The following is a 22,725-nucleotide window of genomic DNA, read 5'->3' as shown; positions in this document are numbered from 1 at the left end:
AGGGGTGCAATAGGGGCTTGTTCGCCGTCGGCGTGAGACCTGCGCGGAAACCCGCCTGTGCAGGCCTAGCCCTGGGCGGCGCGGTAGGCGTCGATGATCTCGCTGTTGACGCGGCCGCGCTCGGAAACGTTGTATCCGTTCTTGCGGGCCCATTCGCGGATCTGCGCCGCTTCGTTGCTGCGGGCGGAGCCGGCGCTGCGCGGACGGCCAGTGCGGCCACCCACCTTGCGGCCTGCATCTACATAGGTCTTCAGCGCATCGCGGAGACTTTTCGCATTGTCCTTCGACAGATCAATCTCGTACTGTGACCCGTCGAGGGCGAACCGAACGGTCTCATCCGCACTTCCACCGTCGAGGTCGTCCACGAGAATGATTTTTACCTTTTGTGCCATGACAGGCTCCTAAGCAGCTAAAAACGGGAAGACTTAATATGAGACCACTTAGAGTATGGCGCAATTAGCAAAGCCCCGTCAAAGCACTCGGGTATTAATTCTCTTCTTCACCTGTTTTCTTCAAAGGTTGCTGGTCTACACTCTGGTCAACTTCGCGTTCCGCCTCCGCCAGCGCCTTCCGTTCGGCGCGGTCCGAGTTCAGGAGAGCCTTCATCACGAAATAAAAGAGAGCTGCAACACAAACTGACGGCAAGAGTACTTCTACATATTCCATGTCTAACCCATTTCCGGCTTAAGGAGGGGAAACAGAATTGTTTCCCTGATTCCGGTATTCGTGAAAAGCATCACAAGGCGGTCAATTCCCAGGCCAATGCCACCCATGGGAGGAGCGCCGTATTCCAGTGCCCGCAGGAAGTCCTCGTCCAATGCCATGGCCTCGTCATCGCCGTTGGCGGCAAGACGTGACTGCTCGGTGAGGCGCTCCCGCTGGATTACCGGGTCAATCAGCTCCGAGAACGCCGTACCCCGTTCCATGCCCCCGATGATCAGGTCCCAAGCTTCAATCAGCCGGGGATCGTCCCGGTTGGGACGGGCCAGCGGCTGGGCTGAGGGCGGGTAGTCATAAACGAAGGTGGGCTGGAGCAGCGTCGGTTCAACAATTTCGCCGAACAGCTCAATGACAAGCTTTTCCGCATCCCACTTGGGATCCACCTTCACGCCGTGCTTATCGGCAATCTCCCGCAGCTGCTCAGCGTCGGTGTCAGGGGTGATTTCGGTGCCTACGGCTTCGGACAGGCCGGGGTAGACGCTCAGCCAGCGCCATTCGCCGTCGAGGTCGATGGTTCCCGCAGCGGTCTCGATCTGCCTGCTGCCCATCAGGTCGGCGCAGTGCAGGATGATTTCCTTCATCCGGTCGGCCATCACGTACTGGTCGGCATAGGCCTCGTAGCATTCAAGCGTTGTGAATTCCGGGGAATGGGTGGAGTCAACGCCCTCGTTGCGGAATATGCGCCCGATTTCGAAGACGCGCTCGATACCGCCCACCACTGCACGCTTGAGGTACAGCTCGGTGGCGATGCGCAGGGTCATTTTCTGGTCAAAGGCATTCAGGTGCGTCTCGAACGGCCTGGCAGCGGCACCGCCGTGCACCAGCTGCAGCATGGGGGTTTCCACTTCCACGTAGCCGTGGCCGTGCAGGGTGTCGCGGACCCCGCGGATGATGGCGGCGCGGTTGTAGACCATGTCCCGCGCCTCATCGCGGACCATCAGGTCCACGTAGCGCTGCCGGACGCGGGTTTCCTCATTCAATCCGGCATGCAGCACGGGCAGCGGCCGCAAGGCCTTGGAGGCCATGGACCAGGACTGGGCCATCACGGAGAGTTCACCTCGGCGGGAGGAAATAACTTCGCCGCGGATGAAAACAATGTCGCCCAGATCCACCAGGGACTTCCAGTCCGCCAGGGACTCCTCGCCCACCACCGCGAGGCTGAGCATGGCCTGCAGCCGGGTGCCGTTGCCCTCCTGGAGCGTTGCAAAGCAGAGCTTGCCGGTGTTGCGGATAAACACAACGCGGCCGGTGACTCCCACCGTCTCCCCGCTGGCTTCATCGGCCTGCAGGTGTCCGAACTTTTCCCGGACCTCTTTGAGTGAGGACGTGCGTTCCACCCCTACCGGGTATGCCTCGTCTCCGCGGTCAATGAGCCGCGAACGCTTTTCGGCGCGGATGCGCATCTGCTCGGAGGTATCAGCGGCTTCGGGAACGGAGTTAGATGTGGTCACGGTTATTAAGTTTACAGAGCAAAGCGCCGCTGCCTCTCCCGCACTCCGGGCACCCCGTCGGGATGCGTGCGGAGCACGGGAGAAATGCCCGGGTATTCCTCCAGGACCACGGCCCGCGGGCCCTGCTCAGGCCAGGACGGCATTGTCGATCAGCCGGACCGGGCCCACCCGTGCGGCCAGCAGGGCCAGGGCCGGCCCGGCCAGGGGTTCGCCCGCGGCGAGCGGTTCCAGCGTGCGCGGATCCACTACTTCGAAATAGTCCAGGTCCACGCCGGGCTGGGAGCGGACCAGGTCGACGGCGGCTGCCAGGTCCAGCCCTTCGCCGGCGGCAGCCCGGTCCTTCAGCATGGTCAGGGCCTTGGACAGCACCAGGGCTGCCTGCCGCTGGCCGGCGTCCAGGAACCGGTTGCGGCTGGACTCGGCCAGGCCGTCCGCGGCCCGGACAATGGGCACCGCGGTGATTTCGACCGGGAAGTCCAGGTCGGCGACCATCCGGCGAATCAGGGCAACCTGCTGGGCGTCCTTCTGCCCAAAGTAGGCCCGGAAGCGGGCGGGCACCGGCGGGGCGGCGTAGTGAAAGAGCTTGGCCACCACGGTGAGCACTCCGTCGAAGTGTCCGGGCCGGGATGCTCCCTCCCAGCGGGTGCCCATGGTGCCGGCGCTGAGCCGCACCTGCGGCACCCCGTCGGGATACACCTCCTCCACGGAAGGGGCGAACACCAGGTCCACCCCGGCCCGGCCCAGTAGTTCCAGGTCCGCGTCGAGGGTGCGGGGGTAGCGCTCAAGGTCGGCGGGGTCGTCGAACTGGAGCGGGTTGACGAAGACCGAGGCGGTGACGACGTCGTTGTCCGCCCGGGCGGCGGACATCAGAGAGGCGTGGCCTTCGTGCAGGGCACCCATGGTGGGCACCAGGGCGAGGCTGGGCAGACGGGCGGGATTCGCGGCCGCCGCCCGGGTGAGCAGCTCCGCAGTGGCGGGGCGCAGTTCTGCAGCAGTGGTGACGAGGCGGGGGGTGTTCAACGCTGTCCTTCTTGGTTTGGTTCTTGTGGGTTTGGTCTTCTGGAACTTATTCTTCCGGACTTATTCTTCCGGGCCCGGCAGTTCCGGCTGCAATGCCTTGAGGATCGCATCACGCTGTTCGGTACTGAGCAGGCCTCGGTCCGCAGCCCGGGAGGCGGTGGCCGCTGAAAGCGCGCCGTATGCGGCGCGGAAGTCTTCGGTGCCGGCATCGGCAAGGGCACGGGTGTGCGCCTCAACGGTGCCGACATCGCCGCGGGCCACCGGCCCGGTCAGTGCACCTTCACCGGAGGCGAGGGCATTTTCCAGCGACGCGCGCATCAGCGGTCCCAGCAGGCGGTCCGGGTGTTCGACGCCGAGGGACGCCAGCAGCTGGGTGGACTGGGCGGCGAGCGTGACCAGGTGGTTTGAAGCATGGGCCAGGGCCGCGTGGTAGAGCACCCGGTCTTCGTCGTCGATGACCACCGGCTCGGCGCCCATTTCCACCACCAGCGCCTGGGCAATGGGCAGGACGGCCGCCGGGGCGCTGATGCCGAAGGAGCAGTCCGCCAGCCGGGTCAGGTCCAGGCTCATGCCGGTGAAGGTCATGGCGGGGTGCAGGGCCAGCGGGATGGCCCCGGCCGCCCGGGCAGGCGCCAGGATCTCGGTGCCGAACCGGCCGGACGTGTGGGCCACCAGCTGGCCGGGCTGCCATGCACCGGTTTTGGCCAGCCCGGAAACAAGCGCGCCCAGGGCGTCGTCCGGGACGGCCAGGAGCACGAGCTCGGACCGTTCCACAATGTCGGGAATGTCCAGGATCGGCACCCCGGGCAGCAGGTTCTCGGCCCGCTCCCGGCTGGCTTCGGACACGGCGGAGACGCCGACGACGGCGTGTTCGGCAGCGCGCAGGGCGGCACCGAGCACGGCACCGACGCGGCCCGCGCCGATCACCCCGATACCCAGCCGGCCGCGGCGCCGTCGTTCTTCTGCGCTGTGGGACTCAGGGGTGTTCATGCTCCTCCTTGGAGAGGGATAGCGGGTAGTTGGGGTTGTGCCGCAGCCACTGTTCGGGCAGGTCGCGGTGCCGGGCCGCACGGGCCCGGGCCGCCTGTTCGTCCAGCAGCGCCAGGGCGGTGCCGGCGTCGAGCTCCACCACTTTGGGGGACACCGGGCCGGGCGTGGAATGCAGCACCAGGCTGGCCAGCCGCAGCCGGCGCTGCACCGGACCCTGCTCCAGCGCCAGGGACTGGGTGCGGCTGTGCGGCACCACGTCCAGGGAGCGCCAGAAATAGCCGCGGCGCGCCAGCAGCGCGGAACCGGTCACCAGGAAACCGTTCCGGCGGCGGGACAAAGGGGACAGCCAGCGTGCCCGCCGCGGAGAGACGGTATATCCGGCACGTTCCCCGCTGCCGTTCATTCCGGCCGTGAAAACTTCCACGGGGTCCTTGGTCCCGGGATCGGGAAGCACCAGGGCGAGCATGCGGAACACCTCCTCGGCGGTGCCCACCGGCAGGAGCCGGGTACGGGCGGCGCTGTCCCCGGTGGAGGAACCTGCACCGTAACCGGCCACGTTCACTGACACCGAGTACCAGCCGGCGAGCCGCCACAGCGGTGACTGCCGCACGGCCACAGCCTGGATGCGGCCCGGGGGAACCGTTTGGGCCCGCGTGTCCAGCAGGCCCGAGCGGATCCGGAGCCCGTCACGGGACACGGAGGCCCGGAAGTTGAAGGAAGAACTGAACATGCCCCAGTAGGCACTGCCAAAACCGAAGATGATCGGGACCATCGCGGCCACTGAGCCGAGCTCGCCGGTGACTTTGGTCAGGATAACCACGGCGGCCACGGCCAGCAGCAGCAGCACCGTGGTGCTGGAGAGCACGGCCGAGCCGATGACCCGCCCGGCGGAAAGGGACAGCACCTCCTGCTCACCGGGCACTGTGGGCGCACTGCCGCCGGCGGCGGCCTCCTCCGGATCTTCACCGGCGCCGGACGCCCCCCGGAGGATCCGTTCCCGCAGTGCCTGCGCATCCGGAAGCCGGAGGTAAGCCAGGCGCACTGCGGATTCGCCGGCGTCGGCCACCTCGAAACGCAGTTCGGCCAGGCCGAAGATGCGCGCCAACAGCGGCTGGACAATGTCTATGGCCTGGACGCGGTCCAGCCGGGCCTGGCGCTGCTGGCGGAAAAGCACGCCCGAATGTACCCGGATGTGTTCGGAAGCGAGCTGGTAGCGCGTGAACCACCAGGACAGGAAAAAAGCGCCGGCAATCAGGACCAGCACCGCGCCCAGGATCAGCAGGGCCCAGAACAGTGCTTCGCCATGCGGGAGCCGCATGCCGCCGCCCGAGAACCAGCCTTCGGCCTGGTCGCGGCCCACGAAGTAGGCCACGGCGGCCAGTGCTATCCAGCCGTGGACCAGCGGGGATACCGGATGCACCCGGTTCCAGGCCGGTTCCGCGGCGGCACCCGCCGGTTCAGGGACGTCCGGCGGCCCGTCCGGGACGGGAGCTGCTTCTCCCCCGGTCACAGTCCGGCCAGCTGCGCTTCGCCGCGCGCGGACAGGTGCTCACGCAGGCGAGCGCCCTCGGCGGCGGGCAGTCCGGCGATGGAGGCGTTGGTGCCCGGTGAGGCGGTGTGCAGTTTGAGGGTACACAGGCCGAACGCCCGCTCCAGCGGACCCACCGCCACATCCACGTACTGCATGCGGCCGTACGGGACCACCAGGGTGCGCTGGAAAAAGATGCCGCGGCGCAGCAGCAGGTCCTCGTTGCGTTCGGCATAGCCGATGGCCCGGACCTGGCGCGGCAGCAGCAGTCCGCGCCACAGCAGGGTCACGGCGAAAAAGACCGGCAGGGCCCAGGCCAGCCAGGCCGGGTATCCAGGCCAGATCCCGGTCAGCAACAGCACCAGCGGCACGCCGGTCACCAAGAGGGTGATAACGGTTTCCAGGCCCCAGCCCAGCAGCCGCAGCCGCAGGTACCGGGGCGAGACCCGCTGCCATTGAAGTGCCGGCGGGTCAATGGCTTCGCTAGGCAAGTTGTCCTCCGCCTTCTGAGCCGCCGTCTTCCCCGGTGCCGCTCCCGGACGCCGGTCCGGTGCCGTTCCGGTCATCGGGCGGCAATTTGCAGAACCGCTCCACGGTCAGCCCGGTCGCCACCATCAGGATCCCGCCCGCGGTGACGGCCAGGGAAGCCAAGGTGGCGGCATGGCCCGGCCGCAGCTGCCACAGCGGCAGCAGGTCCAGGAAAACGCCCGCGTGCCAACCCAGCAGCAGGGCACCGGCGTAGGCCACGGCCTGCGCCAGGACCACTGTCCGGGCAGCGGCCAGCGGGTCCAGTTCACGATCCCGCCGGCCGTTGCGCCACCGCCGCACCCGCAGTCCCAGGACAAGCGTGGCAGCCGTCACCAGGATGATGGCCACCAGCGCCACCGGGTTGAGGACGGGCGAGGGGTAACCGTTGTCCGCGAGGAAGATGTTCACGGCCCAGCCCACAATCCCGGCGGCAAGGGCAATCACGGCCAGCCACCGGTAGCGGATGGTGATCACGGGCTCATTCTCCTTCGAAGATTTCCAGTCCGGGGAGATCCTCGGCTTTGGCGGCCAGTTCGGCCACCGGCACCCCGTTCAGCACGGCGTCCGGCTCCATCCAGGCCCAGGGCTGCAGGACAAAAGCGCGTGAGGCCGCGCGCGGGTGCGGAATGGTGAGATCTTCATCCTCAAGGCGCAGGTCGCCGTAGGCAATGATGTCGACGTCGAGCGTGCGCGGGCCCCACCGTACTATCCGTTCGCGGTGATGGCGTGCCTCAACCGCTTGGCAGTGTGCCAGCAGGGCGTGCGGTTCCAGGCCGGTTTCCACCGCCACCACCAGGTTCAGGTAGTCCGGCTGTTCGGGCCCGCCCACCGGGCGGGTGCGGACCACCGGTGAAACGGCGGTCAGTACTACCTGCGGATGGTCGGCCAGCTCGGCGACGGCGCTGGAAAGGGTGTCCCGGCTTTCGCCCAAATTGCTGCCCATGGCCAGGATGGCGTGCACGGTGCTCATGGGCGCTCCCGGTAGATGGTGACAGCGACGTCGCCGAACTCCACGGCGATGGGCGCCTTCGGTTTGTGTACGGTGACTTCCACGGCTGCGAGGACACTGAAGGACGTGAGAACGGCACCGGCGATGCGGCCGGCCAGGGCCTCGATGAGGTTCAGGGGTTCGCCCGTAATGACCTGGACCACCAGTTCGGCCACCTCGCCGTAATGCGCGGTCTTGGTCAGGTCATCGCTTTGGGCTGCCGGGGCAAGGTCGGTGAACAGCACCAGGTCCACCACAAACGGCTGGCCGTCACGCCGTTCCTCAGGGAAGACGCCGTGGTAGCCGGTGGCCGTGATCCCGCGCAGTGAGATCCGGTCCAAACCCGTGGTTTCCGGTGTTTGCCGCAGTGCGGGCCGCCCCGGAGCCGTGCCGGTCATCCCTTAGCCTTTCCAGGCAGCGGTGACTTTGACCGCGTCCAGATTGGCGGGCACGTTGTGCACGCGCACCGCCCAGGCGCCGGAGCGGGCGGCCAGGGCGGATACAGCGGCCGTTGCGTTGTCGCGTTCCAGCGGCGGGGCAGCCTTGCCGAAAGATGTGAGCAGCGAACCCAGGAAACGCTTGCGGGAGGCACCCACCAGGACACGGTGGCCGAGGGACCCCAGCCGGTCGAGGCCGCGCAGCAGCTGCCAGTCATGCTCAGCATTCTTGGAGAAGCCCAGCCCGGGGTCAACAATGATCTGCTCGGGGGCTACCCCTGCGGCATAGAACCGGTCACGCACCTTCGCCAGTTCAGCGGCCACTTCCTCGACGACGTCGTCGTAGCTGGCATTGGGATCATCGCTGCGTACACTGCCGCGGCTGTGCATCAGCACATAGGACACGCCTGTGCGGGCCACCAGTGCGGGCATGTCAGAATCGATTTCAGTGCCGGACACGTCATTGACTATCGCCGCGCCGGCATCGATGGCCTGCTGGGCAGTGGAGGCGTTCATGGTGTCAACGCTGACCAGGGCGCCGGCCCGGACCAGGGCCTGAACCACGGGCAGCACGCGTGCCTGCTCTTCTTCGGGCGGAACCCGGACGGCGTCCGGCCTGGTGGATTCGCCGCCGACGTCGATGATGTCCGCACCCTCGTAGTGCATTTTGAGTCCGGCGCGGATGGCCGCGTCAGTATCGGCGAACTGTCCGCCGTCGCTGAAGGAATCGGGCGTGACGTTCAGGATGCCCATCACCAGGGTGCGGTCCGTCGGCAGGTCCGCCAGCTTCCGCGGTGAACGGGCGGGGCGCAGTACGGGCAGCGGCGACGTGGCCGGTCCGGTGCCGGGCGCGGCAGCGAGTGAATCCATGGTGGTCCTATCGTCCGAGTATCAGGCTCATTGCTTCGGCGCGGGTCGCGGTCTCGCGCAGCTGGCCGCGCACCGCCGAAGTCACGGTTTTGGCGCCCGGCTTGCGGACCCCGCGCATCGACATGCACAGGTGCTCGCATTCAATAACCACTATGGCACCGCGGGGGGAAAGATTAGTCATCAGCGCGTCCACGATCTGGGTAGTCAGCCGCTCCTGCACCTGCGGACGGCGGGCGTAGACCTCCACCAGGCGGGCCAGCTTGGACAGGCCCGTCACCTTGCCCTCGTGGGAGGGGATGTAGCCAATATGCGCCGTGCCGTGGAAAGGCACCAGATGGTGCTCGCACGTGGAGTAGAAGGCAATGTCCTTCACCAGGACCATTTCCTCATGGTCCAGGTCAAAGGTGGTGGCCAGCAGGTCCGAGGGACTCTCGTGCAGCCCGGCGAAGATTTCTGTGTAGGACTTCGCCACCCGGCTGGGGGTGTCCTTCAGTCCGTCCCGGTCCGGGTCCTCCCCGATGGCGATGAGTATCTCCCGGACCGCCCGTTCGATTCGGGGCTGGTCCACCGGGGAGTCTTCTGCCGCGGGCAGTAGTTCGTCGTCGAAATCCGTCACTGGTCGATCCTATCGCGCCCGGGCATGCGTCCCGGCGGACGGCAGACGAAAGCGGGCGGCCCCGAAGGACCGCCCGCACTGTGGTATTTCCCGGTGCCTACGCTTCCGGTGCCGAGCTGCCGGAGCTTCCGCCGCGGCCGGAATGGCTGCCCTGGCCGCTGCTTTCGGGCTGCGGCAGGCCGTTGCCGGAGACATCGAAGTCCTGCGGCAGGTCGGCGTCGGCAATCTGGTCCTGCGGAGCAACCGATGCAGGGTCCGGAGCGCCGAGCTCCTTGGCTTCGCGCCGTTCCTTCGGGGACACCACGGGCGGCATGCTGTGCACCGGGCGGGTGGGCTTGGACAGCCAGACCTCGCGGACGTCGCGCTTGCGCACGTCGGAGAAGACCTCGGCGATTTCCTGCTGGTTCAGCGTCTCGCGTTCCAGCAGTTCCAGGGCCAGCCGGTCCAGCACGTCGCGGTTCTCCGTGAGGATCTGGTACGCCTCGTCATGGGCGTTGTCCAGCAGGCGCCGGACTTCTTCATCCACCACGTAGGCCACCTGGTCGGAGTAGTTCCGTTCCTGGCTCATGTCGCGGCCCAGGAACGGTTCGCCGCCGCCGGAGCCCAGCTTGACGGAGCCGATCCGTTCGCTCATGCCGTACTGGGTGACCATCTTGCGGGCCGTGGAGGTGGCCTTTTCGATGTCGTTGGAGGCACCGGTGGAAGGATCGTGGAAAACGATCTCCTCGGCTACCCGGCCACCCATGGCGTAGGCCAGCTGGTCCAGCAGTTCGTTGCGCGTGACCGAGTACTTGTCGTCCTGCGGCAGCACCATGGTGTAACCCAGGGCCCGGCCGCGCGGCAGGATGGTCACCTTGGTGACCGGGTCCGTGTTCCGCAGCGCCGCCGCCACCAGGGCGTGTCCACCCTCGTGGTACGCGGTGATCTTGCGTTCCAGTTCCTTCATCACGCGGCTGCGCTTCTGCGGCCCGGCAACCACGCGGTCGATCGCTTCGTCCAGGGCGCGGTCGTCAATGAGGTCCGCGTTGGAGCGGGCGGTCAGCAGCGCGGCTTCGTTGAGTACGTTGGCCAGGTCCGCGCCGGTGAAGCCCGGGGTCTTGCGGGCCACGGTCTCCAGATCCACGCCGTCGGCCATGGGCTTGCCCTTGGCATGGACCTGCAGGATGCGCAGGCGCCCCTGCATGTCCGGCGCCTCGACGCCGATCTGCCGGTCGAAACGGCCCGGGCGCAGCAGGGCCGGGTCCAGGACGTCGGGCCGGTTGGTGGCGGCAATCAGGATGACGTTGGTGTTGCCGTCAAAACCGTCCATTTCCACCAGCAGCTGGTTCAGCGTCTGCTCGCGTTCGTCATTGCCGCCGCCCACGCCGGCACCGCGGTGGCGGCCGACGGCGTCGATTTCGTCCACGAAGATAATGGCCGGGGAGTTGGACTTGGCCTGCTCAAAGAGGTCGCGGACACGGGAGGCGCCCACGCCAACGAACATTTCCACGAAGTCGGAACCGGAAATCGAGTAGAACGGCACGCCGGCCTCACCGGCAACGGCGCGCGCCAGCAGGGTCTTGCCGGTGCCGGGCGGGCCGTACAGCAGCACGCCCTTGGGAATCTTGGCGCCCACGGCCTGGAACTTGCCCGGGTCCTGCAGGAACTCCTTGATTTCGTGCAGTTCCTCCACGGCCTCATCGGCACCGGCGACGTCGTCGAACGTCACCTGCGGCATGTCCTTATTGGTCAGCTTGGCCTTGGACTTGCCGAACTTCATGACCTGGGAACCGCCGCCCTGCATGCGGGACATCAGGAACCAGAAAATCAGGCCAATGATGATGAACGGCAGGAACAGGCCCAGGAAACTGGTGAACCAGTTGGTCTGCACCGGCTGGTCCGTGTAGTTCGCACCGGAATTATTGACGGCCTGGACTATTTCCTCGCCGCGCGCAGTGCTGAAGTAGAACTGGACGTCGCTGGTGCCCTGTTCCTTGACGGCGTCGTCCTTGAGGGTCAGATCGACCCGCTGCTCGCCGTCGTAAATCTTGGCCTGGGACACGTCCGGACCCCTGAGCAGATCCAGGCCCTCCTTGGTATCCACCTGTTTGGTGTTCCCTGCAGAAAGGCTGGGCAGGATGATCAAAAGAGCGGCCAAGGCCAGCACGATCCATATCAGCGGACCCTTGAAGAAGTTCTTGGATTTCATTCGTCGTCAGGGCTTGTGCCCCGTCCCTCCTGATCAACAACGCTGCTTTGCGCGGAATTTACCTACTAGCTATACACCGTCCCCCAGAAGAACACGGTCCAAGGCGGGGTTTAGTTCCCTGTGGGCGTAGCGGTATTTCCGTGACGGTCATCGCTTTTGCGAGGCCGCGGGACGGGGAGTCCGGCGTTTACTCGTAGACGTGCGGTGCCAGCGTGCCGATGAAGTCCAGGTTGCGGTAGCGCTCGGCAAAGTCCAGGCCGAAGCCCACCACGAATTCGTTGGGGATCTCGTAGCCGACGTACTTGACGTCGATTTCCACCTTCGCAGCGTCCGGCTTGCGCAGCAGGGTGCAGATTTCCACGCTGGCTGGGCCGCGGGATTCCAGGTTCGTGCGCAGCCAGGACAGCGTGAGGCCGGAGTCGATGATGTCTTCGACAATGAGCACGTGCTTGCCCAGCAGGTCCGTTTCCAGGTCCTTGAGGATGCGGACGACGCCGGAGGACTGGGTGCCGGAGCCGTACGAGGACACTGCCATCCAGTCCATGGTGACGTGGCTGTGCAGGGCCCGGGAGAGATCGGCCATCACCATGACGGCGCCCTTGAGGACACCCACAAGGAGGACGTCGCGGCCGGCGTAGTCGCGGTCAATTTCGGCCGCCAGTTCCGTGATCCGGGTTTGGATCTGTTCCTTGGTGTAGAGAACGTGCTTGAGGTCTGACTGGACGTCGTGTGAATCCACGAATGACTCCCGGGTGCGCAGTGTTGCAGCTTTGGATGTTAGGTGCTGCTCTTTTTCCTAAAAACAAGATTGCCATAGCTTGCGGTGCCGTGGTGAACCGATGTAGAGCGGGGCTGGCGGTACACACTGACTTTGCCCACCAGCTGCACGGGCCCGGCCGAGCCGGTCCGGCGCAGCAGCGACTCCACGGCGGCGAGCCGCTCATAGCTGGGCTGCGCACCGCCCAGGGCGAGCGCGGCGAGCGCCAGGACGCGCTGCCGCACGGCAGGAGCGAGCCCGCGAAGCTGTGCTTCGGGCAGCAGCAGCTCTTCGGCTCCGGCCCCCTCGCCGGCCGGCGGAGCGGCCCGCAGTTCCTCGAAGGTACGCGCAGCCACGGCATCCATATAGTCGGCGTCGGCGGAGAGGATACGTGAGGAACGGAACAGCGCCTCGGCGATGCCGGGCCCGAGTTTCTCCTCTAGGAACGGCAGCACCTCGGTGCGTACCCGCGACCGGGCGTAGGCCGGGTCGCTGTTGCTGGGATCCTGCCACGGGTCCAGCCCGGTGTGCGCGCAGATTTCCAGGGTCTGTTCCCGGCGCAGCCCCAGGAAGGGCCGCAGGTAGATGCCGCGCACCGCGGGCATCCCGGCCAGGGAACGGGTGCCGGAGCCCCGCATCAGCCCCAGCAGCACCTGCTCGGCCTGGTCATCCAGCGTGTGCCCCAGCAGGACGGCGGAGGCGCCCAGCTCGGCTGCGGCGGCATCCAGGGCGGCGTACCGGACCGTGCGGGCGGCCGCTTCCGGTCCCATCCCGGAGGCGGGCACGGTAACCCGGCGGACCAGCACGGGGTCCAGCCCCATCCGCTCGAGCTTGCCACGGGCCTGCGCTGCCACCTCGGCGCTGCCTTCCTGCAGTCCGTGGTCCACAACGACGGCGCCCACGCGGTAGTCCCCGCGCCGGGCGAAGAAGGAGGCGGCTTCGGCCAGTGCCAGGGAATCGGGTCCGCCGCTGCAGGCGACCAGGATCAGCGGCGGGCGCTCCCCGCCCGGGGCCAGGCCCGCGTCGCGCAGTGCATCACGGACCGCGTTCCGGGCGTTGCCCAGGGTGGGCAGGAGCCGCTTGCGGACCCTCGGGGCACGCTGGGACATGCCGGACAGGTTTCCGGTTTTATTCTCTTCCAGCACGTTCGGTTACAGTCCCATCCGAGTGATCCACAGGTCGGCCGAGTGGATCTCCGCCTCGGACGGCAGGTTTTCTGCGCGTTCCCATACCCGGTTGAAGCCCTCCATGCCCACCTGGTCGGTGACGGCGCGGACAAAGCGGGCGCCGTCGCTGTACTGGCGCATCTTGGCGTCCAGGCCCAGGACCTGGCGGAGGAACCGGTCGATCCAGCCGCGCTTGGCGCCGCGGTTGTTGAACCGCTGCCGGATGGTCTTGACGCTGGGCACAATGCTCGAGTCGACGGCGTCCATCACAACGTTGGCATGGCCCTCCAGCAGGGACATCACCGCGGTCAGGTGCGATAGCCGTTCCTTGTCCTCCGGGTCCTGCAGCAGGGACAGCAGGTCCGCCGGCTTCTGCGGCACGCCGTCGCCGTCGTTGCCGTCCTTTCCGTCCTTGCGGGCAGTCAGGGCCTTGACTGCGGTGCCCAGGCGTTCGGAGAGGGTTTCCGCCTTGTCCATCATGCCGTTGGAAAGCTGGCTGATCTGCTCCAGCATGTGTTCGCGCAGCCAGGGGGCAGCGGCAAACTGAACCCGGTGGGTCTGCTCGTGCAGGCAGACCCACAGCCGGAAGTCGTCCGGGTCTACGTTGAGTTCCCGCTCCAGGGTGATGATGTTCGGTGCCACGAGCAGCAGGCGCCCGCCGGGCTTGCCCACGCCGCCCAGCGCGGCAAACGGATCATACTGGCCCAGGACCTTGCTCGAAAGGAAAGCCAGGACAGCACCGAGCTGCGCGCCGGTCAGGGTGCCGCCCAGGGCTGTATTGGCTGCTTCCAGCTGCTCCGGACGTGTGGTGGCCAGGTGCTCCAGGGCCGGACCCATCAGCACGGAGAAACTCTGCGAGTTCGCGCGGGCCCAGGACGCACGGTCCACAATCAGCACGTCGGAGTCGCGCAGGTCCCGTGCTGCTTCGAGGCCGGTAATCCGGTGCACGTGGGCCACTGATGCGTCGGCGGCGGCACGCAGGTCGGCCACGGCATCGCGGATTTCACGGGCGGACATCTTCGGGCCGGGCGCCACCATGGCTGCTGCGGTGGACGCGGCAAGGTCCCAGTTCACCAGGGACGGAACGGAGGATGCGGACGGAGACTTCTCGGTGGACGGACTATGGTCAGGTGCCAGGCTTCGATCGTTGCTCTCCATTGGTCCATTCGACCACATGAGGACAATGTCCACACCTCCTCCGCAGGCGGGCGGAAGCTGATGCGGGTCAGCGGCAGCCGCAGCCGGCGAGGACCGCGGCGGCCGCATCCACGGCATTACGGGCCGCCATGGTGTTCCCGTCCAGCCCGGTGGCAACGAAGGTGAAGACCAGGACCCTTCCGTCCGCGTCAGTGGCGTAGCCGCTCAGCGCCGTGACGGCCAGCAGGGTGCCGGTCTTGGCCCGGACAATACCGGCGGCACCGGAGTCGGCGGCCTCGTCGTAGCGTCCTGCCAGCGTCCCGCTCAGCGCGGCAACGGGCAGGCCGCCGGCCACCGAGCGCAGATCCGGATCCGAAGTGGTCAGCAGGATCCGCATCAGTGAGGTCAGCTGGGCCGCCGAAACGGAGGTTTCGGCGGACAGTCCGTTGGTGTCGCCGAGCACCATGGCCGAAGTGTCCACTCCCAGTTCGGCTATTTCCGCTTGGACGGCCTCGATGCCCCCGGCAAAGGAGGCGTCCCTGCCGGTGGCGGAAGCGGTCAGCCGGGCCAGTGCTTCGGCCAGGTAGTTGTCGGAGTTCAGCAGCATGTAATCCACCTGCTCGGCGAGCGGTGCCGAGCGGACCTCTGCCAGGGCTGCGGCGTCGGCGGGGGCGGTGCCGCGTTCCGCCACGGGTTCCACGTCGATGCCGGCCGGGGCCAGGGCCTCGGCGAGGGCGTCCCGGTAGGACTGTGCGGCGGCCAGCGCGGCGTCGTCCACCCGCGGCCCTGGACCGGTGCCTTCCTCTGCCCACGCGGAGCTGACGGCAAGAGCATGGACGGGGGCAATCTCGCCGGCTTCCACGTCAGCGGCTCCCCACGCGTCGGACAGTGCGGGGCCGGTGAACAGCGTGTCATCAACGCGGACCCGCACCGGCGAACCGGTGCCGTCTGCGGTGAGGGCAGCAGCGGTCCGCTGCGCCAGGGTCGCCAGGCCGGCGCGGCCGGCCACCGTGTCCGGGCTGGAGGCCCCGGCCGTCAGCAGCACGTCGCCGCCGCCGCGCAGCACCACGGTGCCGGGCTCTTCCCCGGCCAGCACGGTGGTGGCAAAGCGGGTGTCGGCATCCATGGCGGACAGTGCGGCCGCAGCGGTGAGGACCTTCAGGTTCGACGCCGGTGCGAGACCCGTGCTCCCCCCGCGCTCATATAGCACCGTGCCGGTCAGCGCATCCGAAACCACGGCATGAAAACTGCCGCTGCCCTCGATGGACAGCTCCTCGTCCAGCAGCTGGCCCAGCCGCACTGCGTCCGGCATCGGGTCTTCGGGGCGCGGTGCGGACACCGGGCCGGTGCCTTCGAGCTCCGACGGCGGCTCCTGGTAGTCCGGCACCGCCTCGGCCCGCTCCACCCCGGACCCGGCCATGGACTCGGCAACGGGAGGCAGGGCATAGCAGGCCAGAGGAACCAGCAACACCGCAAAGGCAAGCGCCAGCAGCGCGCCGGAGAACACCCGAGACATGTCCTCACCGACTCTTTCCGTCCGCCGGTTTCCCCGGCCCGTCCGCCCCCATGCACCGTTCAGCGCACAGGACATATATCTTTAAGACTAGACCGACGCCGGCGTCTTCCCTGACCCCGCCCTGCGGGCCGTCCACGGACGCGTCGGCGCATGATCCTTTAGCAAGTCTTTCCAGTGGTTCCTCCGCGGGCCACGCCAGTGAGGAGTCGCAATGATGAAGCTCGACGTAACCATCGAGATCCCCAAGGGATCCCGGGTCAAGTACGAAATTGACCACGAAACCCACCGCCTGCGCCTGGACCGGGTCCTGTTCACGTCCATGGCCTACCCCACGCACTACGGGTTCTTCGAGAACACCCTGGGTGAAGACGGCGATCCGCTGGACGCCCTGGTGATGCTGCAGGACTTCGACCTGATGCCCGGCGTCCTGGTGGAATCCCGCCCCATCGGTGTATTCAATATGGTGGATGACGGCGGCGGAGACGCCAAGGTCCTCTGCGTGCCGGTGGATCCGCGCTTCGACCACATCCAGGACCTCTCCGACGTGTCCGACTTCCTGCTGGACGAAATCAAGCACTTCTTCACCAAGTACAAGGACCTGGAGCCCGGCAAGTGGGTTGAAGCCGCTGACTGGGCCGGCCGCGAAGCAGCCGAAGCTGAGGTTGAGGCTTCCCTCGCCCGCTTCAAGGCGCTTGGCGAAGGCCACGAAGAGGACCAGTCCCAGGGCCGCGACGTCGACGCCAACCCGGTCAACAACTAGCGTTTCCTTCCACCGGCCCGGCCGGTACGACGGCGGCTGTTCCCTTCCGGGGGCGGCCGCCGTCGGCGTTTAACCCGGCTTCTGCTGCCGCCTCCGGTTTCTGCTGCCGCATGGAACGGGCAGCAGATGTTCAATACGGCAGCGGATCCCCGAAAGAGGCCTTACCCCCGGCGGTCCTGCCGCCGGGCCCAGGCACGCACATCCGAGGCGTGGGTCCGTGCAGGGAAAAGGGCCACGGCAACCGCAACCGCAAGGACCACCCAGCTCGAAGTCAACCACGCCGCCCACAAACCCAACAGGATGACCCCGCAGGCAAACAGCAGGGGCAGCAGCGGGGGGCGGTTCGATCCAGGGCGGTTCGGTCCGGTGTGCTCCGGCGGGGTGCTGGTCATGCGGCAGACTCTACCCGCGTCCGGTTCCTGACCGGGCCGGGCTGCAGGAACCAGGCTTCCCAGCCTCCGGTACGCATGGGGCTGATGGGACCCCACCAGTCCCATCTGTAACGAAGTGTGGGAAGTCCGGCGGACAGCGGCACGGCTCGGGCGCGCCGCAACCGCATTCGGTTGTTTATGCACGGGGTCTGCGATGCTGATGCCATGCATTTTGTGCTGACCATCAACCAGCGGGACTCCCGCGAGGCAGGGGACTTGGTCCCGCAGCTGATCCGCTCACTGCGGCACCTGCCGGCGGCCCTCCCCTTCCAGCGCACAGTGGGCGACGAGGCTTCCGGGGTGCTGAACGACGCGTCCGCGGCGGTGGCTGCCGCGCTGTCCGCAGTTAGGGAACGCCGCTGGCACGTGGGCATCGGCGTCGGGGAACTGCATGTTCCATTGCCCGCCGACCTCACGGACGCCCGCGGCTACGGACTGGTTTATGCCCGGCGCGCCGTAGAACGGGCCCAGAGCAGCGGCGACCGGGTTCCGCTGGCCGTCGAGGGACCGGACGCGGAACTGGCCGCAGAAGCCGAAGCGGTGCTCCGGCTGCTGGGCCTGATCGTGGCGGCACGGACCGAAGCGGAATGGAAGGTACTGGACCTGATGACCCCCGGCGCCCGCGGGCAGCAGAAATTCGTGGCCCAGGAACTGGGCATCACCGCCCAGGCGGTGAGCAAGGCGGTGGTCCGCTCGCATTGGAACGAGGAATGGGCCACGCGCCCCGCGGCCGCCCGGTTGCTGGGACTGGCCTACGGCCCGGCGTCGCTGCCGCCGGCCGTGCTGCCCTACCGTGCCTGAGCGGACTAGACGCCGCGTTCCAGCACACTGTTGAGCACGCTCGCGGCGCCGTCTTCGTAAACCGTTCCGGTTACCTCGGCAGCCACAGCGAGCACTTCGTCCGGCGCCTGGCCCATGGCGACCCCGCGCCCGGCCCAGCCCAGCATCTCAATGTCATTCCGCCCGTCGCCAAGGGCAACAGTCAGGGCGGGATCCACCTCAAGCCGGGAGCGGACCTGCTCCAGCGCGCTGGCCTTGGTAACGCCGGCGGCGGCGATATCCAGCCACGCCGTCCAGCCCACGGAATACGTCACCCCGTGCAAGCCGATTGAAGCCACTGCGGAGCCAAACTGCTCCGCCGTGCTGTCGGTGCTGAAAACCACCACGCGCACAGCGCGGGCATCCAGCAGGGACTCGAAATCCACGGCGTGGGCTTCGGCCCCGAAACTCGCGTCCTGGAAGCGTTCAGTGGACAGGAAACGCCCCTCCGCATCTTCCAGGGCGAACTTGGCCGTGGGGAGTTTGTCGCGCAGCGCGGCCAGCGCAGGTTTCGGATCGAACACCACGCGGTCCACCACTTCGTAGCCGTCCTCCAGCGCCGGATCCAGGCGCAGGGTCACAGCGCCGTTGGAGCAGACGCAGTAGCCCTCGGTCAGTCCGAGCAGCTCAAGGATGGGCAGGGCCGCCCCGTAGGACCGTCCGGTGGCAATGACCAAGTGGTGCCCGGCGGCGATGGCGTCCCGCGCGGCACGGCGCACGCCCGGGGACATGTGTCCGTCGTGGTCCACGAGGGTCCCGTCAACGTCCAGTGCAACAAGGTGTCTTTTGTCAGGAATTTGCTGGTCTTCGATGCCAGCAGTACTCAGAGTTGTCATCGTTTTATCTAAGCAGATTCCGGGCAAAGGCGGCTAGGACGCAGACCACGCGCGGTTCTCAGGCCGCACAGAAGACCCCTTACAGAACCGGCAGGACTTCCAAGCCGCCAAGGTAGGGCTGCAGCGCAGCCGGCACGTTGACGGAGCCGTCCGGGTTCTGATTGTGCTCCAGGATGGCCACGATCCAGCGGGTGGTGGCCAGCGTTCCGTTCAGGGTAGCGACGGCGCGGGTTCCCTTGCCTTCGGCCTGGCGTTCGCGGATGTTCAGGCGCCGGGCCTGGAACGTGGTGCAGTTGGAGGTTGAGGTCAGCTCGCGGTACGCGTTCTGGGTGGGAACCCAGGCTTCGCAGTCGAACTTCCGGGCGGCGGACATGCCCAGATCACCCGCGGCCGTGTCGATGACCCGGTACGGCAGTTCCACCTTGGCCAGCATTTCCTCTTCCCAGGCGAGCAGCCGCTTGTGCTCTTCAGCAGCATCCTCGGGGCGGGTGTAGACGAACATTTCCACTTTGTTGAACTGGTGGACGCGGATAATGCCGCGGGTGTCCTTGCCGTGCGAGCCGGCTTCCCGGCGGTAGCAGGAGGACCAGCCGGCGTAACGGACAGGGCCGCCGTCGAGCTCAAGGATTTCATCGGCGTGGTAGCCGGCCAGCGGCACCTCGGACGTGCCCACCAGGTACAGGTCGTCTTCAGCCAGGCGGTAGATCTCGGCGTCGTGGGCCACGTCGAAGCCGGTGCCCTGCATGGTTTCCGGGCGGACCAGGGTGGGGGTGATCATGGGAACGAAGCCGGCCTTCACGGCCTGGTCCATGGCCATGTTCAGCAGGGCCAGTTCCAGGCGGGCTCCGACGCCGCGCAGGAAGTAGAAGCGGGAGCCGGAGACCTTGGCGCCGCGCTCCATGTCGATGGCGCCCAGCATCTCGCCCAGTTCCAGGTGGTCGCGGGGCGCAAAACCCTCGGCCTCGAAGTTCCGCGGCGTGCCGACCGTCTTGACAACCTCGAAGTCGTCTTCGCCGCCGGTGGGAACGCCGTCGGACACCAGGTTCGGGATCCGGCGCAGGAGGGCATCGGATTCGGCCTGGATGGTGTCGGCTTCGGCGCCGGCAGCCTTGACGGCTGCGGCCAGTTCCTTCACCTCGGCCAGCAGGGCCTGCTTTTCCTCGCCCTTGGCCTGCGCCACGCGCTTGCCGAAGGCGTTCTGCTCGGCGCGCAGGGTTTCGTAGCGGGTCCGGGCGTCACGGCGGGCAGCGTCGGCGGAAATGATCGCGTCCACAATGCTCTCGTCGGCCAGCCGGGCGCGCTGCGAGGCTCGGAATTTTTCGGGGTTTTCGCGGAGCTCATTTACATCGATCACGTCTCAAGAGTACCGAAAAGCGGCCGGGCCTTTGGTTCGCCGGGCGGGGACTATTCTGGGAAGCATCATGCCCGTAGAAATTACCCTCCTCCTTGTGCTGTTCGCGGCCCTGCTGGCCTCCGCGGCAACCTGGGCCATCCTTGCAAAGCGAAGCCGACGGCGGCTTGCGGCCGAGGCGGCCGTCTTCGCCCCGCGCGGGGCAGCCCACCAGCGGGTGGCGATGGTCATTAACCCGATCAAGGCGCAGGCAGACGAGGCCCGGGCACTGCTGGAAGCGGCCTGCGAGCTGGCCGGCTGGGACGCTCCCCTGATCCTGGAGACCACCGTGGATTCTCCCGGCTACCTGCAGGCGGTGCGGGCACTGGAAGCCGGTGCCGACGTCGTTGTGGCGGCAGGCGGGGACGGCACCATCCGCGAGGTCTCCCGGGCTGCGGCGCATTCCAACGCTTCGCTGGGGCTGGTGCCGCTGGGCACCGGCAACCTGCTGGCGCGGAACCTCGACATTTCGGTGGCCGACCTGACGGGCAATGTCCGCAACGCACTGCACGGGGATACCCGCCGGATCGACATGGCCACCATCCAACTGGAGGATTCAACCGCCGGAACGGCCTCCCGCAACGCTTTCCTGGTGATGGGCGGCATCGGCTTGGATGCCGAAGTCATTGCCGCGACGCGCGACGAGCTGAAAAAGCGGGTCGGCTGGCTGGCCTACAGCGAAGCCGGTGTGCGCCTGCTGCCGGGGCGCCGCACCCGCATGAACATCAGCATTGACGACGCCCCGGTCCATTCGCAGAAAGTGCACAGCGTGCTGGTGGCCAATACCGGACGGCTGCCGGCTGGAATCGACTTCATCCCGGATGCCGTGGTGGATGACGGGTTGCTGGACATCATCATCATGAGTCCGCGCAGCGTCCTGGGCTGGGCCTGGGTGGCCGGCAAGGTGATGACGCGCTACCCCAAGGACCTGCCGGTCATCCACCACCACCGGGCCCGGAAAGTGACCGTGTCGGTGGCCGAACCCACGCAGACCCAGCTCGACGGGGACCTGACCGGGGCGGCCACGTCCATCACCGTCCAGGTGGATCCCGGGGCCTTGCTCGTGCGGGTACCGCAGGCCCCCGCGCTGCCTGTACCGAAGAACCGCAGCAACGCCGCCGCAACGGCCTAGCCAGGGAATATGCAACGGGGCCGCACCCTTTCGGATGCGGCCCCGTTGTTACCGGAGTTGATGCCGGCGGAGGAACCGGGACGGACTACTTCCCGTCCTGGGTTCCCTCGGAATCGGTGTAGCCGCCTTCGCGGTTGCGGTCCGTCCGGGCGCCGTCGGCGTCGGTGTACTCGCCTTCTTCCTTAGGCAGGGAGGATCCGGAGGACTGTTCCCGGATCAGTGCCTCTTCCTCGGCAAAGCGGATGTCGTTGCCCTGGTCGCCGACATCGCCGCGGTAGTTGTCATCATTGGTGGAAACACCGCTGGGCTTCGGGTCCTTGAGCTGTTCTTCTTCATTGGGGTACTCGCTCATGCCGGCACCTTCCTTCTTGGGGTGGTTGTCCAGTGCGCCAATACTGCGCGCGCCTTCCATCAGCATACTTATTGCCGGGCGCTGCGGAAACCCGGTTAATCCTCGAGCATCAGGCGCACCGCGGTCTCCGACGCCGAAAACCCGGTAACCGGGATGACGTCGCCGTCAAAGAACCGGTCCACCACGCGGGGATCAATGTAGGACTTGCGGGCGATAGCCGGCGTGTTGCCCAGGTGGTCCGCGACGTCCCGGGCGGTTGCAGCCACGGCCTTCAGCTTGGCCCGTTTGGTGACGGCTTCGGGCGCAAGCCGGGCCAGGGACATTGCGGCAACTACCGTGGCCTGCCAGGTGCGGAAGTCCTTGGCGCTGAAATCCCCGCCGGTTACTTCCTTCAGGAAAGCGTTCAGCGCTGCGGCGTCCACACTGTGCCAGCTGCCGTCCGAACCGATGTAGGCCAGGGCCGTGTCGGCGCCGGGCCGTTCGAGCATGGGCTCCAGCGCTGCGGCGAGGTCCTCGTCATTGATGGACGTGTGCCATTCCTGGCCGCTCTTGCCCGGGAAATCGAAGCGGACCTCGGTGCCGGCCAGATTCACGTGCTCAATGCGCAGGGTGGTCGTGCCGTAGGAACCGTTGGCCTCGGCATACCGGGTGCCGCCCACCCGCAGGGCACCGGCGTCGACAATGCGCAGCGCGGCGGCGAGGGCACGTTCGGGACCCACCCCTTCGGCACGCAAATGCTTGGTAATCAGGCGGCGGGCCGGCGGAAGGGACTGCGCAAAGGCCAAGGCGCGGTCGAACTTTTCCCGGTCCTTCATTTCCCGCCAGTGCGGATGGTAGATGTACTGCTTCCGCCCGGCCCCGTCGGTGCCGGTGGCCTGGATGTGGCCGTTGGCGTAGGGGCTGATCCAGACGCTGGTCCACGCCGGCGGGATCGCCAGCGAACGGATGCGTGCCAGCACTTGCCGGTCAGTGATCACCCCGCCGCGGATGTCCCGGTAGCTGAAGCCTTTTCCCCAGCGCCGCCGGGAGTAGCCGGGATGCTCGCAGTTGCTGCGCCTCAGTCGAGCCATGGTGCTTCCCTTTCACCCGGCGC

25 protein-coding genes are annotated in these 22,725 nt (G+C 67.1%); 3 read left to right on the top strand and 22 right to left on the bottom strand.

Annotation, left to right across the window (positions count from 1 at the left end; translation table 11 throughout):
- Positions 1 to 65: 65 nt before the first annotated feature.
- The 17 genes from LJ754_RS06410 to dacB form a co-directional block, all read right to left on the bottom strand.
- Entirely contained in the window at positions 66 to 392 is a 327-nt protein-coding gene (locus LJ754_RS06410; RefSeq protein WP_227912528.1) for a histone-like nucleoid-structuring protein Lsr2, read from the bottom strand.
- A gap of 94 nt (positions 393 to 486) precedes the next feature.
- The gene (locus tag LJ754_RS06405) at positions 487 to 666 is read right to left on the bottom strand and encodes a hypothetical protein (RefSeq protein WP_227912529.1); all 180 of its coding nucleotides are present in this window, start codon (positions 664 to 666) and stop codon (positions 487 to 489) included.
- 2 nt (positions 667 to 668) lie between these two features.
- Positions 669 to 2,123 carry a lysine--tRNA ligase gene (gene lysS, locus LJ754_RS06400; RefSeq protein WP_227912932.1) on the bottom strand — a complete coding sequence of 485 codons (1,455 nt, stop codon included), beginning with the start codon at positions 2,121 to 2,123 and terminating at the stop codon, positions 669 to 671.
- Positions 2,124 to 2,297: 174 nt separating this feature from the next.
- On the bottom strand, positions 2,298 to 3,191 hold the full coding sequence (gene panC / locus LJ754_RS06395) for a pantoate--beta-alanine ligase (RefSeq protein WP_227925978.1): 894 nt from the start codon (positions 3,189 to 3,191) through the stop codon (positions 2,298 to 2,300).
- A gap of 60 nt (positions 3,192 to 3,251) precedes the next feature.
- Positions 3,252 to 4,181 carry a Rossmann-like and DUF2520 domain-containing protein gene (locus LJ754_RS06390; RefSeq protein WP_227925977.1) on the bottom strand — a complete coding sequence of 310 codons (930 nt, stop codon included), beginning with the start codon at positions 4,179 to 4,181 and terminating at the stop codon, positions 3,252 to 3,254.
- On the bottom strand, positions 4,168 to 5,691 hold the full coding sequence (locus tag LJ754_RS06385) for a PH domain-containing protein (protein WP_227925976.1): 1,524 nt from the start codon (positions 5,689 to 5,691) through the stop codon (positions 4,168 to 4,170). The genes LJ754_RS06390 and LJ754_RS06385 overlap by 14 nt, the downstream gene beginning before the upstream one ends.
- Positions 5,688 to 6,200 carry a PH domain-containing protein gene (locus LJ754_RS06380; protein ID WP_227912533.1) on the bottom strand — a complete coding sequence of 171 codons (513 nt, stop codon included), beginning with the start codon at positions 6,198 to 6,200 and terminating at the stop codon, positions 5,688 to 5,690. The genes LJ754_RS06385 and LJ754_RS06380 overlap by 4 nt, the downstream gene beginning before the upstream one ends.
- Positions 6,193 to 6,711 carry a DUF3180 domain-containing protein gene (locus tag LJ754_RS06375; protein ID WP_227925975.1) on the bottom strand — a complete coding sequence of 173 codons (519 nt, stop codon included), beginning with the start codon at positions 6,709 to 6,711 and terminating at the stop codon, positions 6,193 to 6,195. The genes LJ754_RS06380 and LJ754_RS06375 overlap by 8 nt, the downstream gene beginning before the upstream one ends.
- A 4-nt stretch (positions 6,712 to 6,715) precedes the next feature.
- Complete coding sequence (folK, locus tag LJ754_RS06370; protein ID WP_227912535.1) at positions 6,716 to 7,207, bottom strand: 2-amino-4-hydroxy-6-hydroxymethyldihydropteridine diphosphokinase; 492 nt, start codon at positions 7,205 to 7,207, stop codon at positions 6,716 to 6,718.
- Positions 7,204 to 7,623, bottom strand: coding sequence for a dihydroneopterin aldolase (gene folB, locus LJ754_RS06365; RefSeq protein ID WP_227912536.1), 420 nt, complete (start codon positions 7,621 to 7,623; stop codon positions 7,204 to 7,206). Before folB ends, folK begins: the two co-directional genes overlap by 4 nt.
- 3 nt (positions 7,624 to 7,626) lie before the next feature.
- On the bottom strand, positions 7,627 to 8,532 hold the full coding sequence (gene folP / locus LJ754_RS06360; RefSeq protein ID WP_227925974.1) for a dihydropteroate synthase: 906 nt from the start codon (positions 8,530 to 8,532) through the stop codon (positions 7,627 to 7,629).
- A 7-nt stretch (positions 8,533 to 8,539) separates the two neighbouring features.
- Positions 8,540 to 9,148 (bottom strand): GTP cyclohydrolase I FolE, encoded by a 609-nt coding sequence (folE, locus tag LJ754_RS06355; RefSeq protein WP_227912538.1) that lies wholly within the window; start codon positions 9,146 to 9,148, stop codon positions 8,540 to 8,542.
- Between the two features lie 97 nt (positions 9,149 to 9,245).
- Positions 9,246 to 11,336, bottom strand: coding sequence for an ATP-dependent zinc metalloprotease FtsH (gene ftsH, locus LJ754_RS06350; RefSeq protein WP_227912539.1), 2,091 nt, complete (start codon positions 11,334 to 11,336; stop codon positions 9,246 to 9,248).
- Positions 11,337 to 11,523: 187 nt separating this feature from the next.
- The gene (gene hpt, locus LJ754_RS06345) at positions 11,524 to 12,075 is read right to left on the bottom strand and encodes a hypoxanthine phosphoribosyltransferase (protein WP_227912540.1); all 552 of its coding nucleotides are present in this window, start codon (positions 12,073 to 12,075) and stop codon (positions 11,524 to 11,526) included.
- A 38-nt stretch (positions 12,076 to 12,113) separates the two neighbouring features.
- Positions 12,114 to 13,202 carry a tRNA lysidine(34) synthetase TilS gene (gene tilS, locus LJ754_RS06340; protein WP_227912933.1) on the bottom strand — a complete coding sequence of 363 codons (1,089 nt, stop codon included), beginning with the start codon at positions 13,200 to 13,202 and terminating at the stop codon, positions 12,114 to 12,116.
- A 42-nt stretch (positions 13,203 to 13,244) separates the two neighbouring features.
- Positions 13,245 to 14,417 carry a zinc-dependent metalloprotease gene (locus LJ754_RS06335; RefSeq protein WP_227912541.1) on the bottom strand — a complete coding sequence of 391 codons (1,173 nt, stop codon included), beginning with the start codon at positions 14,415 to 14,417 and terminating at the stop codon, positions 13,245 to 13,247.
- Between the two features lie 67 nt (positions 14,418 to 14,484).
- The gene (gene dacB, locus LJ754_RS06330; protein ID WP_227925973.1) at positions 14,485 to 15,912 is read right to left on the bottom strand and encodes a D-alanyl-D-alanine carboxypeptidase/D-alanyl-D-alanine endopeptidase; all 1,428 of its coding nucleotides are present in this window, start codon (positions 15,910 to 15,912) and stop codon (positions 14,485 to 14,487) included.
- Positions 15,913 to 16,126: 214 nt separating this feature from the next.
- Here dacB and LJ754_RS06325 point away from each other — a divergent pair, with 214 nt between their 5' ends.
- Complete coding sequence (locus tag LJ754_RS06325; RefSeq protein WP_227912543.1) at positions 16,127 to 16,672, top strand: inorganic diphosphatase; 546 nt, start codon at positions 16,127 to 16,129, stop codon at positions 16,670 to 16,672.
- A gap of 161 nt (positions 16,673 to 16,833) precedes the next feature.
- Here the strand turns inward: LJ754_RS06325 and LJ754_RS06320 are convergent, their stop codons facing one another.
- Complete coding sequence (locus LJ754_RS06320) at positions 16,834 to 17,064, bottom strand: hypothetical protein (RefSeq protein WP_227925972.1); 231 nt, start codon at positions 17,062 to 17,064, stop codon at positions 16,834 to 16,836.
- A 204-nt stretch (positions 17,065 to 17,268) separates the two neighbouring features.
- On the opposite strand from LJ754_RS06320, the gene LJ754_RS06315 reads away from it, so the two are divergent.
- Positions 17,269 to 17,904 (top strand): hypothetical protein, encoded by a 636-nt coding sequence (locus LJ754_RS06315; RefSeq protein WP_227925971.1) that lies wholly within the window; start codon positions 17,269 to 17,271, stop codon positions 17,902 to 17,904.
- A 5-nt stretch (positions 17,905 to 17,909) separates the two neighbouring features.
- Here LJ754_RS06315 and LJ754_RS06310 read toward each other — a convergent pair whose 3' ends face one another.
- Together LJ754_RS06310 and serS are read right to left on the bottom strand one after the other, a co-directional pair.
- Entirely contained in the window at positions 17,910 to 18,758 is an 849-nt protein-coding gene (locus tag LJ754_RS06310) for an HAD family hydrolase (RefSeq protein ID WP_227912546.1), read from the bottom strand.
- Positions 18,759 to 18,837: 79 nt separating this feature from the next.
- The gene (gene serS / locus LJ754_RS06305; RefSeq protein WP_227925970.1) at positions 18,838 to 20,112 is read right to left on the bottom strand and encodes a serine--tRNA ligase; all 1,275 of its coding nucleotides are present in this window, start codon (positions 20,110 to 20,112) and stop codon (positions 18,838 to 18,840) included.
- A 67-nt stretch (positions 20,113 to 20,179) separates the two neighbouring features.
- Here serS and LJ754_RS06300 point away from each other — a divergent pair, with 67 nt between their 5' ends.
- Positions 20,180 to 21,280 (top strand): diacylglycerol/lipid kinase family protein, encoded by a 1,101-nt coding sequence (locus LJ754_RS06300; protein WP_227912548.1) that lies wholly within the window; start codon positions 20,180 to 20,182, stop codon positions 21,278 to 21,280.
- Between the two features lie 85 nt (positions 21,281 to 21,365).
- Here LJ754_RS06300 and LJ754_RS06295 read toward each other — a convergent pair whose 3' ends face one another.
- Positions 21,366 to 21,692 carry a hypothetical protein gene (locus tag LJ754_RS06295; RefSeq protein ID WP_227912549.1) on the bottom strand — a complete coding sequence of 109 codons (327 nt, stop codon included), beginning with the start codon at positions 21,690 to 21,692 and terminating at the stop codon, positions 21,366 to 21,368.
- Between the two features lie 35 nt (positions 21,693 to 21,727).
- Complete coding sequence (locus tag LJ754_RS06290; protein ID WP_227912550.1) at positions 21,728 to 22,702, bottom strand: DNA topoisomerase IB; 975 nt, start codon at positions 22,700 to 22,702, stop codon at positions 21,728 to 21,730.
- Between the last annotated feature and the right edge of the window lie 23 nt (positions 22,703 to 22,725).

Origin of the sequence: Arthrobacter sp. zg-Y40 (assembly GCF_020731535.1) — a bacterium.
In the GTDB taxonomy this organism is placed as follows: Bacteria; Actinomycetota; Actinomycetes; order Actinomycetales; family Micrococcaceae; genus Arthrobacter_B.
This window is presented reverse-complemented; position numbering and strand designations above follow the sequence as displayed.

Excerpts from the sequence above, each read along its gene's own strand:
- lysS (WP_227912932.1), bottom strand. The coding sequence starts at position 2,123 with ATGCGCATCCGCGCCGAAAAGCGTTCGCGGCTCATTGACCGCGGAGAC.
- LJ754_RS06290 (WP_227912550.1), bottom strand. The coding sequence starts at position 22,702 with ATGGCTCGACTGAGGCGCAGCAACTGCGAGCATCCCGGCTACTCCCGG.
- LJ754_RS06405 (WP_227912529.1), bottom strand. The coding sequence starts at position 666 with ATGGAATATGTAGAAGTACTCTTGCCGTCAGTTTGTGTTGCAGCTCTC.
- LJ754_RS06295 (WP_227912549.1), bottom strand. The coding sequence starts at position 21,692 with ATGGAAGGCGCGCGCAGTATTGGCGCACTGGACAACCACCCCAAGAAG.
- dacB (WP_227925973.1), bottom strand. The coding sequence starts at position 15,912 with ATGTCTCGGGTGTTCTCCGGCGCGCTGCTGGCGCTTGCCTTTGCGGTG.
- ftsH (WP_227912539.1), bottom strand. The coding sequence starts at position 11,336 with ATGAAATCCAAGAACTTCTTCAAGGGTCCGCTGATATGGATCGTGCTG.
- folK (WP_227912535.1), bottom strand. The coding sequence starts at position 7,207 with ATGAGCACCGTGCACGCCATCCTGGCCATGGGCAGCAATTTGGGCGAA.
- LJ754_RS06335 (WP_227912541.1), bottom strand. The coding sequence starts at position 14,417 with ATGGAGAGCAACGATCGAAGCCTGGCACCTGACCATAGTCCGTCCACC.
- LJ754_RS06390 (WP_227925977.1), bottom strand. The coding sequence starts at position 4,181 with ATGAACACCCCTGAGTCCCACAGCGCAGAAGAACGACGGCGCCGCGGC.
- LJ754_RS06325 (WP_227912543.1), top strand. The coding sequence starts at position 16,127 with ATGAAGCTCGACGTAACCATCGAGATCCCCAAGGGATCCCGGGTCAAG.
- folB (WP_227912536.1), bottom strand. The coding sequence starts at position 7,623 with ATGACCGGCACGGCTCCGGGGCGGCCCGCACTGCGGCAAACACCGGAA.
- folP (WP_227925974.1), bottom strand. The coding sequence starts at position 8,532 with ATGGATTCACTCGCTGCCGCGCCCGGCACCGGACCGGCCACGTCGCCG.
- LJ754_RS06300 (WP_227912548.1), top strand. The coding sequence starts at position 20,180 with ATGCCCGTAGAAATTACCCTCCTCCTTGTGCTGTTCGCGGCCCTGCTG.
- LJ754_RS06310 (WP_227912546.1), bottom strand. The coding sequence starts at position 18,758 with ATGACAACTCTGAGTACTGCTGGCATCGAAGACCAGCAAATTCCTGAC.
- LJ754_RS06410 (WP_227912528.1), bottom strand. The coding sequence starts at position 392 with ATGGCACAAAAGGTAAAAATCATTCTCGTGGACGACCTCGACGGTGGA.
- tilS (WP_227912933.1), bottom strand. The coding sequence starts at position 13,202 with ATGTCCCAGCGTGCCCCGAGGGTCCGCAAGCGGCTCCTGCCCACCCTG.
- LJ754_RS06320 (WP_227925972.1), bottom strand. The coding sequence starts at position 17,064 with ATGACCAGCACCCCGCCGGAGCACACCGGACCGAACCGCCCTGGATCG.
- LJ754_RS06315 (WP_227925971.1), top strand. The coding sequence starts at position 17,269 with ATGCATTTTGTGCTGACCATCAACCAGCGGGACTCCCGCGAGGCAGGG.